The 18,276-nt window shown below is 64.1% G+C and carries 11 protein-coding genes and 1 pseudogene; 4 read left to right on the top strand and 8 right to left on the bottom strand.

The genetic code is table 11. From position 1 onward, the window contains the following. Positions 1-61: 61 nt before the first annotated feature. The 7 genes from gspG to AB5T46_RS07385 all read right to left on the bottom strand — a co-directional run bounded on the left by gspG (position 62) and on the right by AB5T46_RS07385 (position 10,700). Positions 62-529: a type II secretion system major pseudopilin GspG gene (gspG, locus tag AB5T46_RS07415; protein WP_370563251.1), complete on the bottom strand. Its 468-nt coding sequence runs from the start codon at positions 527-529 to the stop codon at positions 62-64. Between the two features lie 103 nt (positions 530-632). After that, positions 633-1,835 carry a type II secretion system inner membrane protein GspF gene (gene gspF / locus AB5T46_RS07410; protein WP_370563250.1) on the bottom strand — a complete coding sequence of 401 codons (1,203 nt, stop codon included), beginning with the start codon at positions 1,833-1,835 and terminating at the stop codon, positions 633-635. Continuing rightward, on the bottom strand, positions 1,822-3,267 hold the full coding sequence (gspE, locus tag AB5T46_RS07405; protein ID WP_370563417.1) for a type II secretion system ATPase GspE: 1,446 nt from the start codon (positions 3,265-3,267) through the stop codon (positions 1,822-1,824). The genes gspF and gspE overlap by 14 nt, the downstream gene beginning before the upstream one ends. 50 nt (positions 3,268-3,317) lie before the next feature. Next, entirely contained in the window at positions 3,318-5,447 is a 2,130-nt protein-coding gene (gspD, locus tag AB5T46_RS07400; protein WP_370563416.1) for a type II secretion system secretin GspD, read from the bottom strand. Further along, entirely contained in the window at positions 5,438-6,256 is an 819-nt protein-coding gene (locus AB5T46_RS07395; RefSeq protein WP_370563249.1) for a type II secretion system protein N, read from the bottom strand. The genes gspD and AB5T46_RS07395 overlap by 10 nt, the downstream gene beginning before the upstream one ends. 249 nt (positions 6,257-6,505) lie before the next feature. Beyond that, a complete protein-coding gene (locus tag AB5T46_RS07390; protein ID WP_370563248.1) occupies positions 6,506-9,145 on the bottom strand; it encodes a TonB-dependent receptor domain-containing protein in 2,640 nt (879 codons plus the stop codon). A 91-nt stretch (positions 9,146-9,236) separates the two neighbouring features. Beyond that, positions 9,237-10,700 (bottom strand): hypothetical protein, encoded by a 1,464-nt coding sequence (locus AB5T46_RS07385; RefSeq protein ID WP_370563247.1) that lies wholly within the window; start codon positions 10,698-10,700, stop codon positions 9,237-9,239. A 317-nt stretch (positions 10,701-11,017) separates the two neighbouring features. On the opposite strand from AB5T46_RS07385, the gene AB5T46_RS07380 reads away from it, so the two are divergent. Continuing rightward, positions 11,018-11,872: a 2OG-Fe(II) oxygenase gene (locus AB5T46_RS07380; RefSeq protein ID WP_370563246.1), complete on the top strand. Its 855-nt coding sequence runs from the start codon at positions 11,018-11,020 to the stop codon at positions 11,870-11,872. Positions 11,873-11,931: 59 nt separating this feature from the next. Here the strand turns inward: AB5T46_RS07380 and AB5T46_RS07375 are convergent. Then, a pseudogene (locus AB5T46_RS07375) lies at positions 11,932-12,135 on the bottom strand (endonuclease III); the annotation flags it as partial. Positions 12,136-12,466: 331 nt separating this feature from the next. Here AB5T46_RS07375 and AB5T46_RS07370 point away from each other — a divergent pair. The 3 genes from AB5T46_RS07370 to AB5T46_RS07360 all read left to right on the top strand — a co-directional run bounded on the left by AB5T46_RS07370 (position 12,467) and on the right by AB5T46_RS07360 (position 18,202). Then, positions 12,467-13,519 (top strand): Fic family protein, encoded by a 1,053-nt coding sequence (locus tag AB5T46_RS07370; RefSeq protein ID WP_370563245.1) that lies wholly within the window; start codon positions 12,467-12,469, stop codon positions 13,517-13,519. Between the two features lie 247 nt (positions 13,520-13,766). Continuing rightward, a complete protein-coding gene (locus tag AB5T46_RS07365; RefSeq protein WP_370563244.1) occupies positions 13,767-17,735 on the top strand; it encodes an RHS repeat-associated core domain-containing protein in 3,969 nt (1,322 codons plus the stop codon). Then, positions 17,735-18,202 carry a hypothetical protein gene (locus AB5T46_RS07360; RefSeq protein WP_370563243.1) on the top strand — a complete coding sequence of 156 codons (468 nt, stop codon included), beginning with the start codon at positions 17,735-17,737 and terminating at the stop codon, positions 18,200-18,202. The genes AB5T46_RS07365 and AB5T46_RS07360 overlap by 1 nt, the downstream gene beginning before the upstream one ends. The last annotated feature ends 74 nt before the right edge of the window (positions 18,203-18,276 follow it).

Genomic DNA, 18,276 nt, shown 5'->3' with positions numbered 1-18,276 from the left:
CCTGCCGCTGCCGTTGCTTTTGCTCTGGCGAATCCCCAATCCCCAATCCCCAATCACGGCTCTAATTCCAATTCCCAATATCCGCGCCATCGCCTTCGCCGCCTTCCTGTCCGTCGGCGCCGAACGAGTACACGTCGAACGTGCCGTCGCGGCCCGGATAGGCGTACTGGTACGGGTTGCCCCAGGGGTCCTGCGGCAGGCGCCGGATGTAGCCGCCCCTGCGATAGCGCTCCGGCCGCGCGAGCCCCTGCGGCGGGCGCAGCAGCGCATCCAGCCCGTCCTGCGTGCGCGGGTAGCTCAGGTTCTCCAGCCGGTAGGTCTCGACTGCCTGCTCCAGCACCGAGATGTCGGCGCGCGCCTTCTCGACCATGGCGCGGTCCTGGCTGGGCATCACGTTGATCATCACCACCGTCGCCAGCAGGCCGATGATCACGATCACGACCATCAGTTCCACCAGGGTGAAGCCACGGCAAGCTGGGAATGGGGAATGGGGAATGGGGAATCGATTCGAGCGGCGCGGGTGGGACATAAAGTATTCCTGTGACTGTGTGTGGCCGTTATTGAAAAGCCGTTGATCGCGGCCTTGTGTCGCTATGATCCATTCCCGATTCCCGATTCCCGATTCCCGGCTCTTAAAGCACCAAACTGTTGAACTGCAGGATCGGCAACAGGATCGACAACACGATCAACGCCACCAGGCCGCCCATGGCGACGATGATCGCGGGCTCGAGCAGGCTCATCGCCGCGGCGGTGAAGGTGTTGAACTCGCGTTCGAGGTAGTCGGCGGCGCGCTCGAGCATCGGCGCCAGGCGTCCGCTGCTCTCGCCGCTGGAGGCCATGTACAGCAGCGTCGGCGGGAACACCGCGGCGCGGCGCATCGCCGCCGACAGGCTGCCGCCCTCGCGGATCGCGTCGGCCATGTCCTCGGTGGCCCGGCGCAGCACCCGGTTGTGCACCGTGCGCGCGGTGGTGCGCAGGCCTTCCATCAGCGGCAGGCCGCTGGCGAGCATGATCGCCAGCGTGCGCGCCAGCCGCGCGGCGTGGACGTCGCGGATCAGGCGCCCGAGCAGCGGCGCGCGCAGCAGCATGGCGTCGAAACGCAGCCGGAAGTCCGGCCTGCGCAGCAGTTGCACGAAGCCGGCGGCGGCGAGCGCCAGCAGCACCAGCAACACAAGGCCCCAGCCGGTCATCAGCTCCGAGACGCCGATCACCGCGCGGGTCAGCCACGGCAGCGTGCGGCCCATGGAATCGAACTGCTCGACCACCTTCGGCACCACGAAGGTCATCAGCGCCACCACCACCGCCAGCGCCGTGAGCGCCAGCGCCGCCGGATAGACCAGCGCGGTGGTCAGGCGACTGCGCACCTGCTGCTGGCGCTCGAGCAGGTCGGCAAGGCGCTCGAGGATCTCCGGCAGCGCGCCGGTGCCTTCGCCGGCGGCGACCATCGCCCGGTACAGCGGCGGGAACGCATTGCCCTGGCGCGCCATCGCCTCGGACAGGCGGAAGCCCTCGACCAGGGTGGCATGCGTCGACAGCAGCACCCGCCGCACCGCGGGCTTCTCGGCCTGGGCGCCGATGGTGCGCAGCGCCTCCTCCAGCGGCGCCACCGCGACCAGGGTCGCCAGCTGGCGGGTGACCAGGGTGAGCTCGCGGTTGCCGAAGCGGCCGCGCAGCAGCGTGGGTTTCGGTGCCGCGGTGGCGGCCGGCACCAGCTTCACCGGCACGAGTCGTCGCCGCAGCAGCCGTTCGCGCGCGTCGCGTTCGCTGTCGGCGGCGACGGTGCCGCGACGGTCGCGGCCGCGCGCGTCGAGCGCGGCGTAGTCAAACGTGGCCATGGTCCCGCGACTCCTGGCGCACGACGCGCAGCGCCTCCTCCGGGGTGGTGGTGCCCGCGGTCACGCAGGCGCGGGCCGAATCCGCCAGCCAGTCGCCCGACAGCGAGGCCGCGCGCGCCAGCGCGTCCTCGTCGGCGCCGCCGGCGATCAGCGCGCGCAGGCCGTCGTCGATCGTCACCGCCTCGTACACGCCGATGCGGCCGTTGAAGCCGGTCTGGTCGCAGTGCCCGCAGCCGCCGGCCGCGAACAGCGGGCCGTCATAGCCCGCGCCCATCAGCCGTGCGCTCAGCGCGTCCGGCGCGCGCGGCTGCCGGCAGTGCGGGCACAGCCGCCGGATCAGGCGCTGCGCCAGCAGCAGGCGCACGGTGCTGGCGAGCAGGAACGATTCCACGCCCATGTCGCGCAGGCGGGTGATCGCGCCGAGCGCGTCGTTGGTGTGCACGGTGGACAGCACCAGGTGACCGGTGAGGCTGGCCTGCACCGCGATCTGCGCGGTCTCCGGATCGCGGATCTCGCCGACCATCACCACGTCGGGGTCCTGGCGCAGGATCGCGCGCAGCCCGGCGGCGAAGGTCATGCCGACCTTGCCGTTGACCTGGGTCTGGCCGACGCCCTCGACCGCGTACTCCACCGGATCCTCGACGGTGAGGATGTTGCGGCTGCCGTCGTTGAGCCGCTCGAGCCCGGCGTACAGCGTCGTCGTCTTGCCCGAGCCGGTGGGCCCGGTGACCAGCACGATGCCGTTGGGCACCGCCAGCGCCGCACGGAAGGCGTCCAGCACGCCCGCCGGCATGCCCAGCTCCTCGAGTGCGAACGCGCCGTGGTCCTTGTCGAGGATGCGCATCACCACGCGCTCGCCGTGGCGCGCGGGCAGGGTGGAGACGCGCACGTCCAGCGCTTTGGCGCCCATCGCCACCGAGATGCGGCCGTCCTGCGGGATACGGCGTTCGGCGATGTCCAGCCGCGCCATCACCTTGACCCGCGACACCAGCAGCGGCGCCAGCCGCGCGGGCAGGTTCAGCGCCTCGCGCATCACCCCGTCGACGCGGAAGCGCACCCGCAGCGCGCGTTCGAACGGCTCGATGTGCACGTCGGAGGCGCCGCTGCGCGTGGCCTCGGCGATCAGGCCGTTGATCAGGCGGATCACCGGCGCGTCGTCCTGTGCCTCGAGCAGGTCGGCGGCGGCCGGAATGTCGTCGGCGAGCGCGTCGAGGCTGCCGGCGTCGTCGAGATCCTGCGCACCGGCCGCGCCGGCCAGTCCGGCGCCGGCGTAGATCTCCGACAGCCGGCGGTCGAACTCGGCGCGCGACAGCCGCTGCACGTCGAGTGCGCGGCCGAGCGCGCGGCGCGCCTCGATCAGCGCCTCCGGCGATGCGCCCTCGCGCAGGCCGATGCGCGCCGGCGCATCGCCGTCCACGCCCAGCAGCACCATGCCGTGGCGCTTGGCGAAGGCGTAGGCCAGCGGGACGGGCGCGGAGTCGGTCACGGCTGCGGTTCGGTGGACGGTTCGGGCTGCGGCTCAGCCGGCGGCAACGGCGCCGGCGGCGCCACCGGCGGGGTGGTGCCGAAGTAGTCCTCGATCAGCGCATCGAGCTGGGCGCGGCCGTCGCCGGGCACGCCGCCGCTGCGCAGTTGCTCGCGTCGCATGTAGTCGTAGCGCGGTGCGGTGATGCCCTGCGCCTCGCGCGGATCGCGCACGATGGTCGGGCGGATGAACACCATCAGGTTGGTCTTGTTGCGCGAGCGCGCGGTGCGCCGGAACAGCGCGCCGAGGCCGGGGATGTCGCCGAGCACCGGCACCTTGTCGACGGTGTTGCGATCGGCCTGGTCGAGCAGGCCGCCGAGCACGACGATGGCGCCGTCGTCGGCCAGCACCCGGGTCTCGATCTCGCGCTTGCTGAGGATCAGTTCGTCGAAGTCCTCGCTGACCGGGCCGGCGATCGCCGAGACTTCCTGCCGCAGATCGAGGGTGATGCCGCCGCCGGCGTTGATCTGCGGGCGCACCACCAGCTGGATGCCGACGTCCTGGCGCTGGATGGTGCGAAACGGATTGCTGTTGGAATCGCCCAGCACCTCGCCGGTGGTGACCGGTATTTCCTGGCCGACCAGGATCCGCGCCTCCTCGTTGTCGAGCGTGAGCACCGAAGGCGTCGACAGCAGGTTGGAGGCGGTATCGCTCTTGACCGCGTCGATGATCAGCCCGAACACCAGGCTGCCGGTCTCGCCGGCCAGGCCGGACAGGCCGCCGTTGTAGTCCAGCAGCGAGCGCAAGGCGTTGCTGACCAGCGGCGAGCTGGTGTCGCCGTCGCGTACCCGCGACGCGGCCGCGGCCAGTTCGGCGATGCCCGGCGCGCTGCCCGGGAAGTTGCTCATCCCGATCGGGACGGTGCCGTCCTTGCCGGCCAGCAGCAGCTGCGCGCCGAGGCGCTTGGCGGCCTCGTCGGAGATCTCGACCACCAGCGCTTCGACCAGCACCTGCTCGCGGCGGGTGTCGAGCTGGGTGATCACGTCGACCAGCATGCGCTGGGTTTCCGGATCGGCGTTGATGATGATGGCGTTGACGCCCGGGTAGCGGGCGATGGTGGCGCGGCGTCCCGGCGCGATGGCGACCGAGGCGGCCAGCGGCGCGTCGCCGTTTTCCGTCGCGCCGTCGGAGCGCGGCAGCGTCGCGGCCAGGTTCGACATCGACGCCATCGCCGACGCCGCCAGCGGCGAGGACGCGCTCGACGATCCTCCACCGCCCTGCCGCGCCTCCGCCTCGCCGGTCAGCCCGACCACCTGCTGCAGCACCGGCAGCAGTTCCTCGGCGTTGGCGTGCTGCAGCCGGATCACGCGCACGTCGCCGCTGTTCTCGGCGCGGCGGTCGAGGTCCTCGACCACGCGCCGCACCGTGTCGACCAGCGCCGGGTCGCCGCGCAGCAGCACCGCGTTGCTGCTTTCCACCGGCAGCACCGACAGCACCGAACTGCGACCCTGGCCGGCGTACAGGCCGTTGACGACCTCGGCGATCTCGCGTGCGGAGCTGTTGCGCAGGCTGATCGCCTCGACCCGGGCGCGGTCCTGGTCGATCTGGGCGATCAGCCCGCGCAGCCGGCGCAGGTTGTCGCTGTAGTCCGCCACCAGCAGGCTGTTGCCCTGGGGCGTGGCCAGCGCCACGCCGCCGCGGCCGATCAGCGGCTTGACGGTTTCCACCGCCGACTGCGCGTCGACATGGCGCAGCCGGAACACCTCGGTCGAGAAGCCGGCCCCGTCGCCGCGGGCCGCGCCCGGCTGCTGCGCGGCGGTGTCGTCCGGCACCACGCGGTAGACGCCGGTGCCGCTGGGCACCGCGATCAGGCCGTTGGCGCGCAGGGTGGCGACCAGGATGCCGAGCAGTTCCGGTTCCGACAGCGGCTCGTCGTTGGACAGGGTGATCGTGCCCTGCACCCGCGGGTCGACCAGGAAGGTGGTGCCGGTGGCGCGCGCCACGTCCTGGATGAAGGCGCGGATGTCCGCGTTCTGTACGTTGAGCGCCGGTGCCGGCGCCGGCGTGTCCTGGGGCAGGGCGGCGGGGGCGGCCAGGCACAGGCCGGCCGCGATCAGCCACGGGGCGAAGCGAGGTTTCAAGGCGATGTCGTCCGCAGGGTGATGGTCTTGGTTTCGCCGCCGCGCTGGACGGTGATCTCGGCGCGATCGCGCCGGGCGAGCTCCTGTTCCAGTTCGGTCATGCGCTCGGGCGTGAGCGCCTGGCCGTTGACCGCCAACAGCACGTCGCCGGATTCGAGCCCGGCCTGGCGTAGCAGCGCGCCGCCGCCGCGTGGGATCAGGGTGTAGCCGGTGACGCGGCCGCCTTCGGCGCGCGCGCGCAGGCCGGCCTGGGCCAGCAGTTGCTGCGGATCGATCGCCGCGCCGGCGTCTCCGCTGCCGCTCGCTCGCGCCGCGGGCAGGGCAGAAGCGGGCGGCGCGGAGGGAGTGCGCGCGGTCGCGGTGGCGGTCTCCTGCAGCGCGATGCGATGGTCGGTGCCGCCCGCGCGCAGCAACACGTGATCGGATCCGACCGCCTGCAGCACCACGCCGTCGGCGATTTCGTCGCCGACGCGGAACGCGCCCTGCGCGCCGTCGCTGCCGGCGAGGATCGCCGAACCGCCGTTGCCGCCCCGGCGCACGCCGAACAGGCGATAGCCTAGGGCGCTGGCGCGCGCGCGGCCGCTGTGCGCGGAGGGGAAGAACGGGTCGCCGGACAGCGACAACGGGGTTTCCGCCGGCGGAGCAGGCACCGCGGAAGCGGTGCCGATCGGCCCGAGCGGCGTCAGCACGATCCACAGCAGGCGCGCCGCCTGCGCCGCCAGCAGCAGCACCAGCGCGACCTCCAGCGCACCACGCAGGACCGCGGGGCGGTCGCCACGGACGGGAAGGCGCAGGTTGGAGAGGAACTTCGGCACGGCGATTCCGCGAGGTGCACTGGCTTCATTGCACGGATGCGGAAAGGATGCGAAGGATTTATGACAGTTTGACTGCGGTTGCCATATTTCTTTCGTATTACGGGGAGCGAGGAACGAGGAGTGAGAAACGAGAGACGGAGAGGGAAGGGCGTTCAGGGGTGCGCGAGCCAATGGCTCGCAAACGCCCCCCTTCACCCCGGAGGGAGAAGGAAAGGCGTCGAATGCCTGACGATTCCCGATTCCCGGCCCTCAGAACGACGCCGACAGGCTCAGCGTGTAGGACACGCCCGGCTCGTAGCGGTAGACGTCGGCGCGGTTGCCGCCGCGCTCCTGGTATTCCTGGTACTCGGTATCCAGGATGTTGCGGGCGCTGAAGCCGATCGCCATCTCGCGGCCGCCGAGGTCGAAGCCCTTGCGCAGCACGAAGTCCAGCGTGGTGCCCGGCTTCTCGATGTAGTCCGGCTGCCCGGGACGGCCGCGCGCGGTGATGCGCTCGCCGACGTAGTTGGCGATCAGGGTGGCCTGGGTGCGGGTGGTCTCGCTTTCTACGCCGATCTGCAGGTTGGCGATGTGGTCGGACTGGCCCTGCAACTGGCTGCCGTCGCGGACGAACAACGCCGCTTCGACCGGCTGCGAAAAGCCATACGGATGCACGGTGTCGCCCTCCTTCACCTTCACCTCGGAATTGGACCAGGTGTAGTTGGAGGCGAAGTACAGGCGGTTGTCACCCCACCAGTTGGCGTCGATCGGCAGGTCGAAATACTTCTTCACTTCGATCTCGGCGCCGTACAGGACCGCGGCCGGCGCGTTGAGGAAGCTCTGGAAGGTGGTGCCGCCGGCGAAGTTGACGTTGGACTCGATCGGATTGTCGATGTCCTTGTAGAAGCCGCCGACGGTGAAGTACTCGCCCGAGCCGAAGAACCATTCGTAGCGCACGTCGAGGTTCAGCAACTCGCTGTCGACCAGGTACGGGTTGCCGTAGAACAGGCGGTCGTTGTCCGGGTCCTGGTACTGCTGCGGCGCCAGTTCGCGGAACTGCGGCCGTGCGATGGTCTTGGAGGCGCCGAAGCGGATCTGCTGGTTGTCGGCGAAGTTCCAGGTCAGGGTGGCCGCCGGCAGGAAGTAGTCGTTGCGCAGCGGCTCCGGCGAGGCCTGGCGGGCGCCGGTGAAGATGTTGTACGGATGTACCGCCTGGGTGGCGTCCTCATAGCGCACGCCGACGCTGGCGCGCACCAGCGGGACGATCTCGCCCTCGGCCTGCAGGTAGCCGGCCTTCACCTTGAGCGTGGCGTCGTAGGCCGCCGCGCCGAGGCCGCCGGTGGTCTCTTGGATGCGCAGCAGGTCCTGGCTGAGGTTGTAGTCGGAGAACAGGTAGTCGATCCGCTGGTAGCGGTTGTAGAACGGCAGCACGCCGTCGAGCGCCTGCAGGCGGAACTCGCGCGATTCGGCGTTGCGGTCGTTGTCCAGGTACGACGCGCCGCCGCTGACGGTGACGTCGCGCTCGATCGGCAGGCGCCAGGCGACGTCGACGCCGCCGCTGGCGATCTCGTCCTCGACATTGCTGAAGCGGGTGTAGTTCTGCACGCGCCTGGCATCGTGTGCCCAGTAGCCGTCGATCAGCTCGTAGCGGATGCCTTTCTCATAGGGCACGTCGCGGGTGGCGCGGGCGATCGCGCCGCGCCACTCGATCGTCAGGTCGTCGTACTCGCCGAAGGTGTGAGTGCCGGTGACCTGGTTGTTGATCAGCTCGCGCTCGAACCATTCGGTGTAGTCGTCGCGCGCCTCGAACCCGGCGAGGTTGTCGATGCCGGATCGGCTGCGCGCTTCCTTGATGGTGTCGTGCACGTACATCGTGGTCAGCGCGACCTTGTGGTTGCCGTTCTCGTAACCGACGCCCACCAGCGCGTTGACGCGGGCGTTGTTCTGGGTGGAAAGGAAGTCGTAGTCGGCGTCGTACTCGACCACGTCGCCGGTGAAGAATGCATCCTGCTGCTTGCCGAACTTGGTGCGCCACTTGTTCTCGAATCCGGCCACGGCCAGGAAGCCGAGCTTCGAGTCGTCGCCCAGGTCCATCGAGTAGCCGGCGCTGCCGCCGAACTCGAAGTCGGGATCGATGCTGTCCTTCTCCTGCAGCACGTTGAGGTTGGCGTTCTGGAAGCTGCGGCCGATGCGGCGGATGTCCTCGCGGCTGAAGTTGCCCAGGTCGACGCGCTGGCCGGTGGCGATGGCGTCCTGCAGCGCGCGCGGCATCTTGCGGGTACCGTCGTCGTAGCCCCAGAAGTCGTCGTCGCCGCCGTAGTAGGTCAAGCCCTTCTCGCCGGTGGTGACGCTGTTGCCGCCGGTGCCGATCGAGAGGTTGAGGAAGGGCTCGTCCGGGACGGTCAACGACTGCATGTCGATCACGCCGCCGCCGAACTCGCCGGGATACTTGACCGAATAGGTCTTCTGCACCGTGACGCTTTCCAGCACCTCGCTCGGGAACAGGTCCAGCGGCACCACCCGCTGCAGCGGTTCCGGACTCGGCAGCGGCGAGCCGTTGAACAGCGCCGAGGAGTAGCGCTCGCCCAGGCCGCGCACGTACACGTACTTGTCGCGCATCAGGCTCAGGCCGGTGACGCGGGTGAGCGCGGCGGCGGCGTCGCTGTCGCCGGTGCGCTCGAAGTCCTCGCGGGTGATGAACGAGGCGACTTCGGAGGTCTGGAGCATCGGTTCCGGAATGTATTCGCCGCGCACCTGGACGGCGTCCAGCTGGGTCGGCGATGCATCGGGCGTTGCCGCCTGTGCGGCGGGCGCGGTGTCTTGGGGCGCGGCCTGCGCCAGCGCGCCACAGGGGACGAGCAGCGCCGAGATCGCGAGGAACAAACCGCTGCGGGTCGGGGATCGCTTCATGGGAAAGCCTTGGCTGAGCAGGACGGAGGGAGGCATGGCGGCGTCATGGCAAACGGGGCGGCGTCGCCGCCGCCCCGTGAGCGCGCCCGGATCAGCAGGGCGTGTCGGCCGTCAGGCCGCAGGTCCAGCCCTGCCACCAGGTGTCGTTGGCATCGCGCACGCCGCCGATGTAGTCCACCTGCTGGAAGAACGAGCTGATCAGCTGCAGGCCCTGGTACGCGGGTACCGCGTTCTCCTCGGCGCCGTTGACGAAGATGTCGGTCAGGGTCGAGGTGCCCTCGGCGACGTTGTTGCTGCCGGCGTTGAAGGCGTCCTCGGCGCGCTGGTCGGCAAACGGCACCGGGCAGGAGAAATGCACCGACTCGAAGGTGCCGGTGGTGTTCTCGTCGTCGATCTGCAGGCACTGCAGGGACGCATCGGTGCCGCCGTCGGGACGGGTCACGACGGTGTTGTAGAACTCGGCCTGGGTGCCCGAGTTGAGCGTGATCGCCGAACCGCCGCCGGCGCGGCCGATATAGGTGAAGTTGGCCACCTTCGGGTTCGAGAACGGCTCGCGGCGGATGCTGCTCCACTCGTTCATGCGGTCGCCGCCGCCCTCGCGCTGCATCACGATGCCGAACTGCAGCGCGCCGTTCCAGCCGGTGTCGGTGTCGAGGCTGTCGTCGTCGTTGCCGGTGAAGACCAGGTGGCTGGCGTTGACCGTGCCGCCGAACCACTCGATGCCGTCGTCGGAGCTGTTGTGCACCTGGACGTACTCGATGGTGGTGTTGTTGCCGACGCCGGCCAGGGTGATGCCGTTGAGTTCGTTATTGGTCGAGATCTCGAAGCCCGAGTGCATCACCCGCACGTAGCGCAGCACGCCGCTGTTGTCGGTGGGTGCGTTGCCGCCGTAGAAGCCGTCGGCGCCTTCCACCTGCTCCTGGCACTCCGGCGTCCCCGAGACGGTATTGCCGGGGCAGGCGTTGATCGGCGCGCGGCCGAGGATCACCAGGCCGCCCCACAGGCCGATCGAATCCGCGTTGGTCTCGCCTTCCAGGCTCTGCCGCGCGGTGAACACGACCGGCGCCTGGGCAGTGCCTACGGCGTGGATCTCGGAGCCGCGGTTGACCACGAGGAAGTCGGCACCGGACGAGCCGTACAGGGTCACACCCTCTTCGATGGTGAGCACGCCCTCCTGGGCGCCGGTGCTCGGGTTGCTGGCGTCGCCGCCTTGGTCCTCGCCGACGGTGACGCGGCCGGAGATGGCGTACGCGGTGCCCTCGCGCTGCGGCACCACCACGTTGCCGACGATGGTCTCCGGCAGGCGGCAGGCGCGCAGCGTGCCGTCGGCGACGGTGCCGATGTTGCTGAAGCCGTCCGGGCAGTCGGCGGCCGGGCCACCGGTCGGCGGCGGTGGCTCGCTTGGCGGCGGCGGCGGAGGCGGCGGCGAGCCCGACGGCGGCGGGAAAGCGCCTTCGCCGGGCGACGCGACGCGGTCGGCGCCGTTGCCGCATGCGCTGAGGGCGAGGACCGTGCCGAAGGTCATCAGCAGGGTCCGGTAATTGTTCGCAGCCATTCTGGAATCTCCGATCGTATGGACGGGTTTCGGGTGAGCGCGGGAGCGCGGGAGCCTCGCGGAACGGCGTGCCGCCGCGGTGCCGGCCGCAGGTCCCCGGGAGTGGAATCGCTGCAAGTTATAAGCGTCTTTTGTGACCGTTTTCTTGCGGCGATAACGGTTTCTTAAGCAGACGGACACGTGTTTGCGTGGCGGCCGTCGCATGTCGCGAATCGGTCTCGGATCTGTCACACGGACGCGTTAGGCTGCTGCGGAGGCGGTGCGTGCGCGTGCCGCGCAGCGCATCCGTTACACGTCCGTCACACGAGGGCTTTGCGATGTCGACCACGCAGCAGATCACCGCCGAACTCGATGGCTGGATCCTGGAACAGGTGCGCGCGGGCCAACCGCCCGAGGCGGTGATCGCGCCGCTGGTCGAGCAGGGCTGGCGGGAGCAGGTCGCGATCGATGCGGTCGAGACGGTCATGCGCCGGCATCTCGAGCGGCATGCGCGCGACAGCGGACTGCCGGTACCGGTCCGGGTGCCGGCGCCGGTCGGCTGGAACGGCGCCTCGGCCATACGCGCCGGCGACCGCGACGTCCACGTGCTCGCGCACCTGGTGCACCCGCAGGTGGTGGTGCTCGGTGGCCTGCTGGCCGACGACGAGTGCGATGCGCTGGTCGAACTGGCGCGCACCCGGCTGTCGCGCTCGGCCACGCTCAACCTGGAAACCGGCAGCGACGACGTGCACGGCGACCGTACCAGCCAGGGCATGTTCTTCCGCCGCGGCGAGAACGCGCTGTGCGCACGCATCGAGGCGCGCATCGCCGCGCTGACCGAGTGGCCGCTGGAGAACGGCGAAGGCCTGCAGGTCCTGCGCTACGGCATCGGCGCCGAGTACAAGCCGCACTACGACTACTTCGATCCGGACAAGCCCGGGACCGCGCGCACCCTGGAACGCGGCGGACAGCGCGTCGCCTCGCTGGTGATGTACCTCAACACCCCGCCTCGCGGCGGCGCCACCACCTTCCCGGACGCGCACTTCGAAGTGGCGGCGGTGAAGGGCAATGCGGTGTTCTTCAGCTACGACCGCCCGCACCCGATCACCCGCAGCCTGCACGGCGGCGCGCCGGTGCTGCAGGGAGAGAAGTGGGTGGCGACCAAGTGGCTGCGTGAGCGGCAGCACGATTAGAGAGAGAGCGGAACGCAGCCGTGCAGGATCGGCCGTGATGGGCGTTCTATGAACTAGGGCGGAACCTGTTTCAGCAGGTCGTCCTCCACCGCGCGCACGTCCTTGCCCCACGTCAGTCCTCCGGTGCGGTTGGAGACGCGAAAGATATGCGTGGCGGCGACGATGGTGAGTTCGCCGAAGGTGATATTGAGCACCACGTTGGCGGCATTGCGACCTTTCAGGGATGTTGTAGAGGAAAGGGCGCGGATGAAGAGTGAATCGTGCGAATACAAATCAGCTTAGGTGGCCATATCGGAAAGACAAAAAGTTAAAGATATCGTCTTAATGTGTCGAAACTATTTCAGATTGCGGCTTGATCAAGCATTGAAACTGAAGACGCAAAAATATCTCGGTTTCACTTGACGTGCCCGAGTCAAGGGATATAGCGTTCCGATCAATAGGACGTGGGGAGGCGCCATGCAACGTGGCGTTGGGACAAGGAGTTGGTTGGAGATGGGGAATGTCGATTCAGAAACAGACTCCGTGAGTCAGTCGTGCGCGTCGCAGTCGAACGACTCGACTCACTGTGTGCCGTGTACGACAACTCAGCCGAATATGGGTTCGAATATAGATACGCCGATCGGACGGGTTGTCCAGGTCCCATCTGGAGTTACCGGAAAAATCCTTTCTTATTTCACGCCTGTTTCATTCATTGAACTACTTGGCCGCTCTCGGAATTGCGTCCCGCCTACACGGATACAACGTGATCCTGTTACGGGATTGCTGCTGCTTAGGGCGGCTACGCGCGATTCAAGCGGATCGATCGACATCGGCCAAGCCCGCCGATTTATCGGCGTCATGTTTGGCGAGCGCCAATTTCATCTTGCAAGATTTCTGGAGCTTGCGAAAGAAATCACTCCGAAGGCTATGGAGCTGCGGAATGAGATCGTATTTTCTGGCTCTGTAGTCCCATCGTCGGCAGAGATTATATATCCACCAGATGATGTGTTGCCTGAACTATTGAGGTCGCTCGAGGCTGGTTTCGCCAGTGAAGATATCATCAATCTGGACCCATTACTACGGTCGGTTATCGTCGGCCTGTATTGCGTGCATATCCATCCTTTTTTGGACGGTAACGGGAGATGGTCACGATTAATGGCCTCTTACAGCGCACACCAAGCCTCTGACATTTGGCCGGCCATGGCTGGCGTAGCGTTCATGAACTCCTGTAAGGAAATGTTGGCAAAAAAAATCTGGCCTGAGGCCAGAATTCAGGGGTTACGCAAATATCTCGAATTGGCCGTTGAGTTCGAGCGAGCTCTTGAAAATGAGCTGAGTACGACAGGGCTAATTGATCTTTTTGATACTTTTAGCAGAGCGTTAGTTGGCGGCTCCGTAGAAAAGAGAAAGCGCATACATTTACTAGGAGGGATGCTGATTAGCGGCGTTCTTCCTATGGCCGCTTTGCGCTCGACTTTGAATCTGTCATCGCGTGCCGCAGAGGGGCGCATGCGATCGGCGGCTTCCGTGGGCGCAATGATTCATTTCGATGGGGAAAAGCTAAATGCAGAAGCTTATTCAAAAGAACTGGATTTCACTATAGAGAAGGCCGTGAAAATTATTGATGAATCCGCCATCGGAGAAAGAAATGGAATTTTCAATATCTAGAGCAATTGGATGTGAGCTGCCAGCTAGCGCTAAGGCCGATCTCAAGAAAGCTATTGGCACTATGCTGTTTATAGGGTTTGTATCCATGGCCTCCCTGTCTTCAGCGCAGGGGAGTTTGCCTACAACGGACTTGGACAGGGTGGAAGCACATCGCCCCCCAATTTTCGATGTATACATACCGGATCTTGGTAGTTGGAGGGACAACAGCGATTATTGGGGGCATGGCGGTGGAGGTGGTTCGCGGGGCGTGCAACGCACGCCTAGTACCCCAGTTGATAATCTAGATGCGGATTCAGAAAAAGACACTTGTTCTGGTAATCCGATCATTCCGGCTACCGGCAACAAAGTGGAGCCGGAAACGGACTTCGAGACTGGCCATGAATTCGGTCTCCACCTGACCCGAACATACAACCACCACTGGAAGGGAACGGAGGGGTTATTTGGTCTGAATTGGGTCAGTAATCTTGATTATAGGCTCGCGTTCGGCGGCCTAAGAGTGTTTTGTACTGCTGATCCGGTTACGTGCGCGACAGACGTTCCGGCTATTTTTGCTTGGCGCCCGGATGGCAGAACGATCAAGTTTACAAGAACGGACTACTATACATACAGAGAAGCTGATCGGCCGCAATCTATCGCAAGAATCGAGTTGAATGAAGATGGGTCGTACACATTGTACAACGAAGACAACGGAGTCGAGGATTATTTGTGGAATGGCCATGTCGACTCTGTGCGGAACGAGAATGGGCTGGAATGGAAATACAAGTACTCAGGAGGCCGACCTGTTGAGATAGTTCATAGCTCCGGAGAGCCTGTCAAACTAACCTGGAATGCCAATGGCCAACTGGTCAAGGTGCGGGATCCCGGCGGGAGTGAATATACCTACACCTATAATTCTGTCTCCACGGAAGTTGGCGTACGCCATCGTTTAACGTCGACGACATTGCCGGGCACGCCCGCCACGAAGATCACGTATCACTACGAGATGAGCGGCGATGCATCTGCGCTGACGGGCAAGTCGATCAACGGCAACAGATATTCTAGATTTTCATACAATAGCGCGGGCTATGCTACCAGCAGTGAACATAACGGAAAGAACAAGTACACGTTTAGCTATACACGTGGGGCGAACGGAAGATTGACTGTCGTTGAGACGAATCCTCTCGGCAAGAAGACCACTCGCGTTTATCAGGATGGGAAGCCGATACAGGTAACCGGCCATCCCAGCACGTACTGTCCAACGACGACTCATGTGCTAACCGAGTACGATGCAAACGGCTATCCTGCGATGGTGCAGGATGCCATGGGTGTATTGACGGCTTTCTCATATAACCAAAAAGGGCAACTAACCTCCAAGGTGGAGAACTATGGCGAGCCTTTGAACAGGCGCACGACGTACGTCTGGGACTCGACGAACAATCGCGTCAGAAACGTAACGATCGGTAGCGGGATAGGTGGGGATAGGCTGAGAGTTAGTTATACTTACAACGCTGACGGGCGAGTTAGTTCGATCACGAAGACTAATCTCGCAAGTTACGCCGGAAGAAACCATTCATACGTGACGACTTATACATATGCAACGAATGCGAATGGCACGCTTCGAACTGCTGCTGTGGATGGCCCGGGACCGGAAACCGGTGATAGAGTAGTTTATAGCCACGATGGATTGGGAAACCTTTCGAGTGTAAAAAATTCCAACGGGCATGAGACGTCTTACGTGTTCAATAGAATGGGGAACCTCGTGCAGGTAACGGGCCCTAACGGCGATAAGGTGTATCGCTACTACGATGCCAGAAATCGTGTCAGTGATCTGAGGACATATTTCAACGGAGGTACTCAGGATACGCAGTACCATTATGATGGGGACGGACGCTTGTCCAGAGTGACAACGCCGGATGGGGTCAGTACAAGCTATACCTACAACGCTCCGGATCGAGACCTGTTGACGGGAATCTCGGTAGGATCGACCGGTATTCTGGTTGATGGGGGGACAGCCGAAGAACGCACGATTGGTTACGACTCAATGGGCAATCCAACCGTTATTTCTGATTTTGTTGTTGGTCCGTCTGGGAGAATGGAGAAGCGCAGGCGGCAAATTGCCTATGACGAGTTGGGCCGTGTTCGGCACGTCTCTGGAGCTAACCAGAATAGCCCGGTTGTAGCCAATACCTATGACGGTAATGGTCGTCTTAAAACCGTCACGCGCGGTGGACATAGGACGACATACAGTTATGATGAGTTGGGGCGCGTGATTGGAATAACAGATCCATTGGGTAAGATGACGAGGTATCGATTAGATCCCTTGGGTCAACTGGAAGCTGTTGTGGATCCGTTGGGTAATACAACATACTATTCGTATGATGGCCTTGGTAATCTCTGGAGGCGGAATAGTCCGGACAGTGGTATTACGAACTGGACCTACGACCGGTACGGCCGGCAAACGAATATGACGAGAGCCGACGGCACGGCGACGTTCTATGGCTACGATGGCCTGGACAGGCTGACGACGGTCCTGGCCGGCGACAAGGCCCAGAGCTTCACCTACGACAGTTGCGGCAACGGCAAGGGCCGGCTGTGCCAGGTTCTGGACTGGTACGGCCAGTTGGACTACACCTACAGCCCCGAAGGGCAGCTGCTGAAACAGGATCAGAGGATCGGCACCAGTTCGATCGACTTCGGCCAGGCCTACAGCTACGACAACATGGGCCGGCTGGTCGGAATCAGCTATCCGGGCGGGGTGAGTGTCGGTTACGGCTACACGTACGGCCGGCTGAAGGCGATGACCGCGCGGATCAACGGCACCACGCGCAGCGTCGCCACCAACCTGCAGTACGAACCCCTGGGCGCGGCCGCGAACTGGACCTACGGAAATGGCCTCACCCGCAACCAGACCTACGATCTGGATGGCCGACTGACCAGCCTCAAGACGTTCAACGGCAGCTACACCGCGCAGCATTTGGCTTACACTTACGATTCTGCGGACCAGATCACCCGGATCGCGAACGGCGTGCTCAGCAGCCAGAGCCAGAACTTCACCTACGATGCGCTGGGCCGTTTGCGGGAGTCGACGGCCGGGGCCACCGGCGGCAACCAGTCGTACACCTGGGACGCCAACGGCAACCGGCTGGAACAGGTACGCGGAGGCGTGGCGACCAGCCATACCGTGAGCAGCGGCAGTAATCAGGTGTTGCGGCTGTCGGGCCAGCGCAACCGCAGCCTGACCTACGACGCCAACGGCAACATGATCCGCCAGGGCAGCGCGATCCAGGTCTACGAGTACGATCCGTTCAACCGGCTCTCGTCAGTGACCACCAGCGACGGCGTGGAGACCAAATATGTAATCAACGCCCTCGGGCAGCGGGTCTACAAGACGCAGGGTTCGCCCAATGCGGCCTTCTACGTCCATGGGCCCGACGGCCAGCTGGCGGTGGAGCGCAGCGGCTTCAGCGGCAGCACCGTGTGGACGCACTACCTGCGGCTGAACGGGGTGCCGGTGGCGCTGGTGCGCGATGGCCAGCTGCACTTCATCCACACCGATCATCTGGGCCGGCCGGAGCGGGTGACCAACGGCAGCAAGGCGCTGGTGTGGCGGGCCAGCAACTACGCCTTCGATCGCGCGGTGCAGCAGGACGACATCGGCGGGTTGAACCTGGGTTTCCCGGGCCAGTACTACGACGAGGAGAGCGGGCTCTGGTACAACGGGTTCCGGACCTACGATCCGTTCCTGGGGCGCTACCTGGAGAGCGATCCGATCGGGTTGGCGGGTGGACTGAATACCTATGCCTATGTCGGGGGGAATCCGATATCGCTAATTGATCCTTTTGGTAAGGCCGGGAGAAGAGTGGACTTCGGTAGCGGCTACACAGGACGAGTCGATACCTTTAACTACGGTGGAAATTCATCTTATGAAATTCACGTTTATGGCCCCAAGGGAAACGAAGTGGGTGTTTATGGTCCAGATGGATGGATCAACAAACACGGGCACAATGGTGCTCCACAAGGGCTACCCGATGGCGTGGAGGATCAATGCAAAGTCACAGCGGATGATTATTCGCGCAGAACCGGCATAACTGCTAGGAGAGCGGTGCAGAACGCTTCGCGTCTGAAGTCAATCTTTAAGGGATGGCCGCTTATTGGTCCTCTGATGGAAATGACTACCCCGAGCCCAAATAGAATCTGCGATCAGAATCCAGATTATCCTGGATGTGAGGCAATGTAATGAAACTTGATCGAATTCGCTTTGATGGAGTCGCTTGGGATTTTTCTGAGTACTTCGACTACATAAAGAGCGTGGAAAACATGCTGCCGCAGCCTTTAAGAGACTATTCGATTGATCTCAATTCCTATGCACTCCATGGAACAAAAACGCTGCATGATGCGAGGATTCTTTCCGCTGTTATAGAGAAGAGATACGATGATAAGTTCTCTAACGTTACCGCCTCTGTTGAGCTAAATTTCATTGATCAGTTGTTTGAGGGAGTAACGACGTTAAGATACGTTGAGGTTTCTTCCTACATCTTCAAGGAAATCGATCTGAGCACAAATAGACATGCGGACGTTCTGGTTCATGAGTTTTCAGTTGTCTCTACGAACCTATTCAGACATCGAATCATCTTTGATCATTCCGGAGAGGTCGAAATTGAGTTCCGTAGCTTCTTTCACGCATGGAACAAGCTCAATTCTTGATGCGACAACTGAGTCGCCCCGCATTCAGTAGACATCTCATTAAGGCAACCAATGAGGTGTGTATGAGCGGGGAG

Origin of the sequence: Luteimonas salinilitoris, assembly GCF_041300785.1 — a bacterium.
Lineage (GTDB): Bacteria > Pseudomonadota > Gammaproteobacteria > Xanthomonadales > Xanthomonadaceae > Luteimonas > Luteimonas salinilitoris.
This window is presented reverse-complemented; position numbering and strand designations above follow the sequence as displayed.

Bases quoted from the DNA above. Each gene is read 5' to 3' on its own strand.
- AB5T46_RS07385 (WP_370563247.1), bottom strand. From the start codon at position 10,700: ATGGCTGCGAACAATTACCGGACCCTGCTGATGACCTTCGGCACGGTC.
- AB5T46_RS07370 (WP_370563245.1), top strand. From the start codon at position 12,467: ATGGGTTCGAATATAGATACGCCGATCGGACGGGTTGTCCAGGTCCCA.
- AB5T46_RS07390 (WP_370563248.1), bottom strand. From the start codon at position 9,145: ATGAAGCGATCCCCGACCCGCAGCGGTTTGTTCCTCGCGATCTCGGCG.
- AB5T46_RS07360 (WP_370563243.1), top strand. From the start codon at position 17,735: ATGAAACTTGATCGAATTCGCTTTGATGGAGTCGCTTGGGATTTTTCT.
- AB5T46_RS07380 (WP_370563246.1), top strand. From the start codon at position 11,018: ATGTCGACCACGCAGCAGATCACCGCCGAACTCGATGGCTGGATCCTG.
- gspF (WP_370563250.1), bottom strand. From the start codon at position 1,835: ATGGCCACGTTTGACTACGCCGCGCTCGACGCGCGCGGCCGCGACCGT.
- gspE (WP_370563417.1), bottom strand. From the start codon at position 3,267: ATGGTGCTGCTGGGCGTGGACGGCGATGCGCCGGCGCGCATCGGCCTG.
- gspG (WP_370563251.1), bottom strand. From the start codon at position 529: ATGTCCCACCCGCGCCGCTCGAATCGATTCCCCATTCCCCATTCCCCA.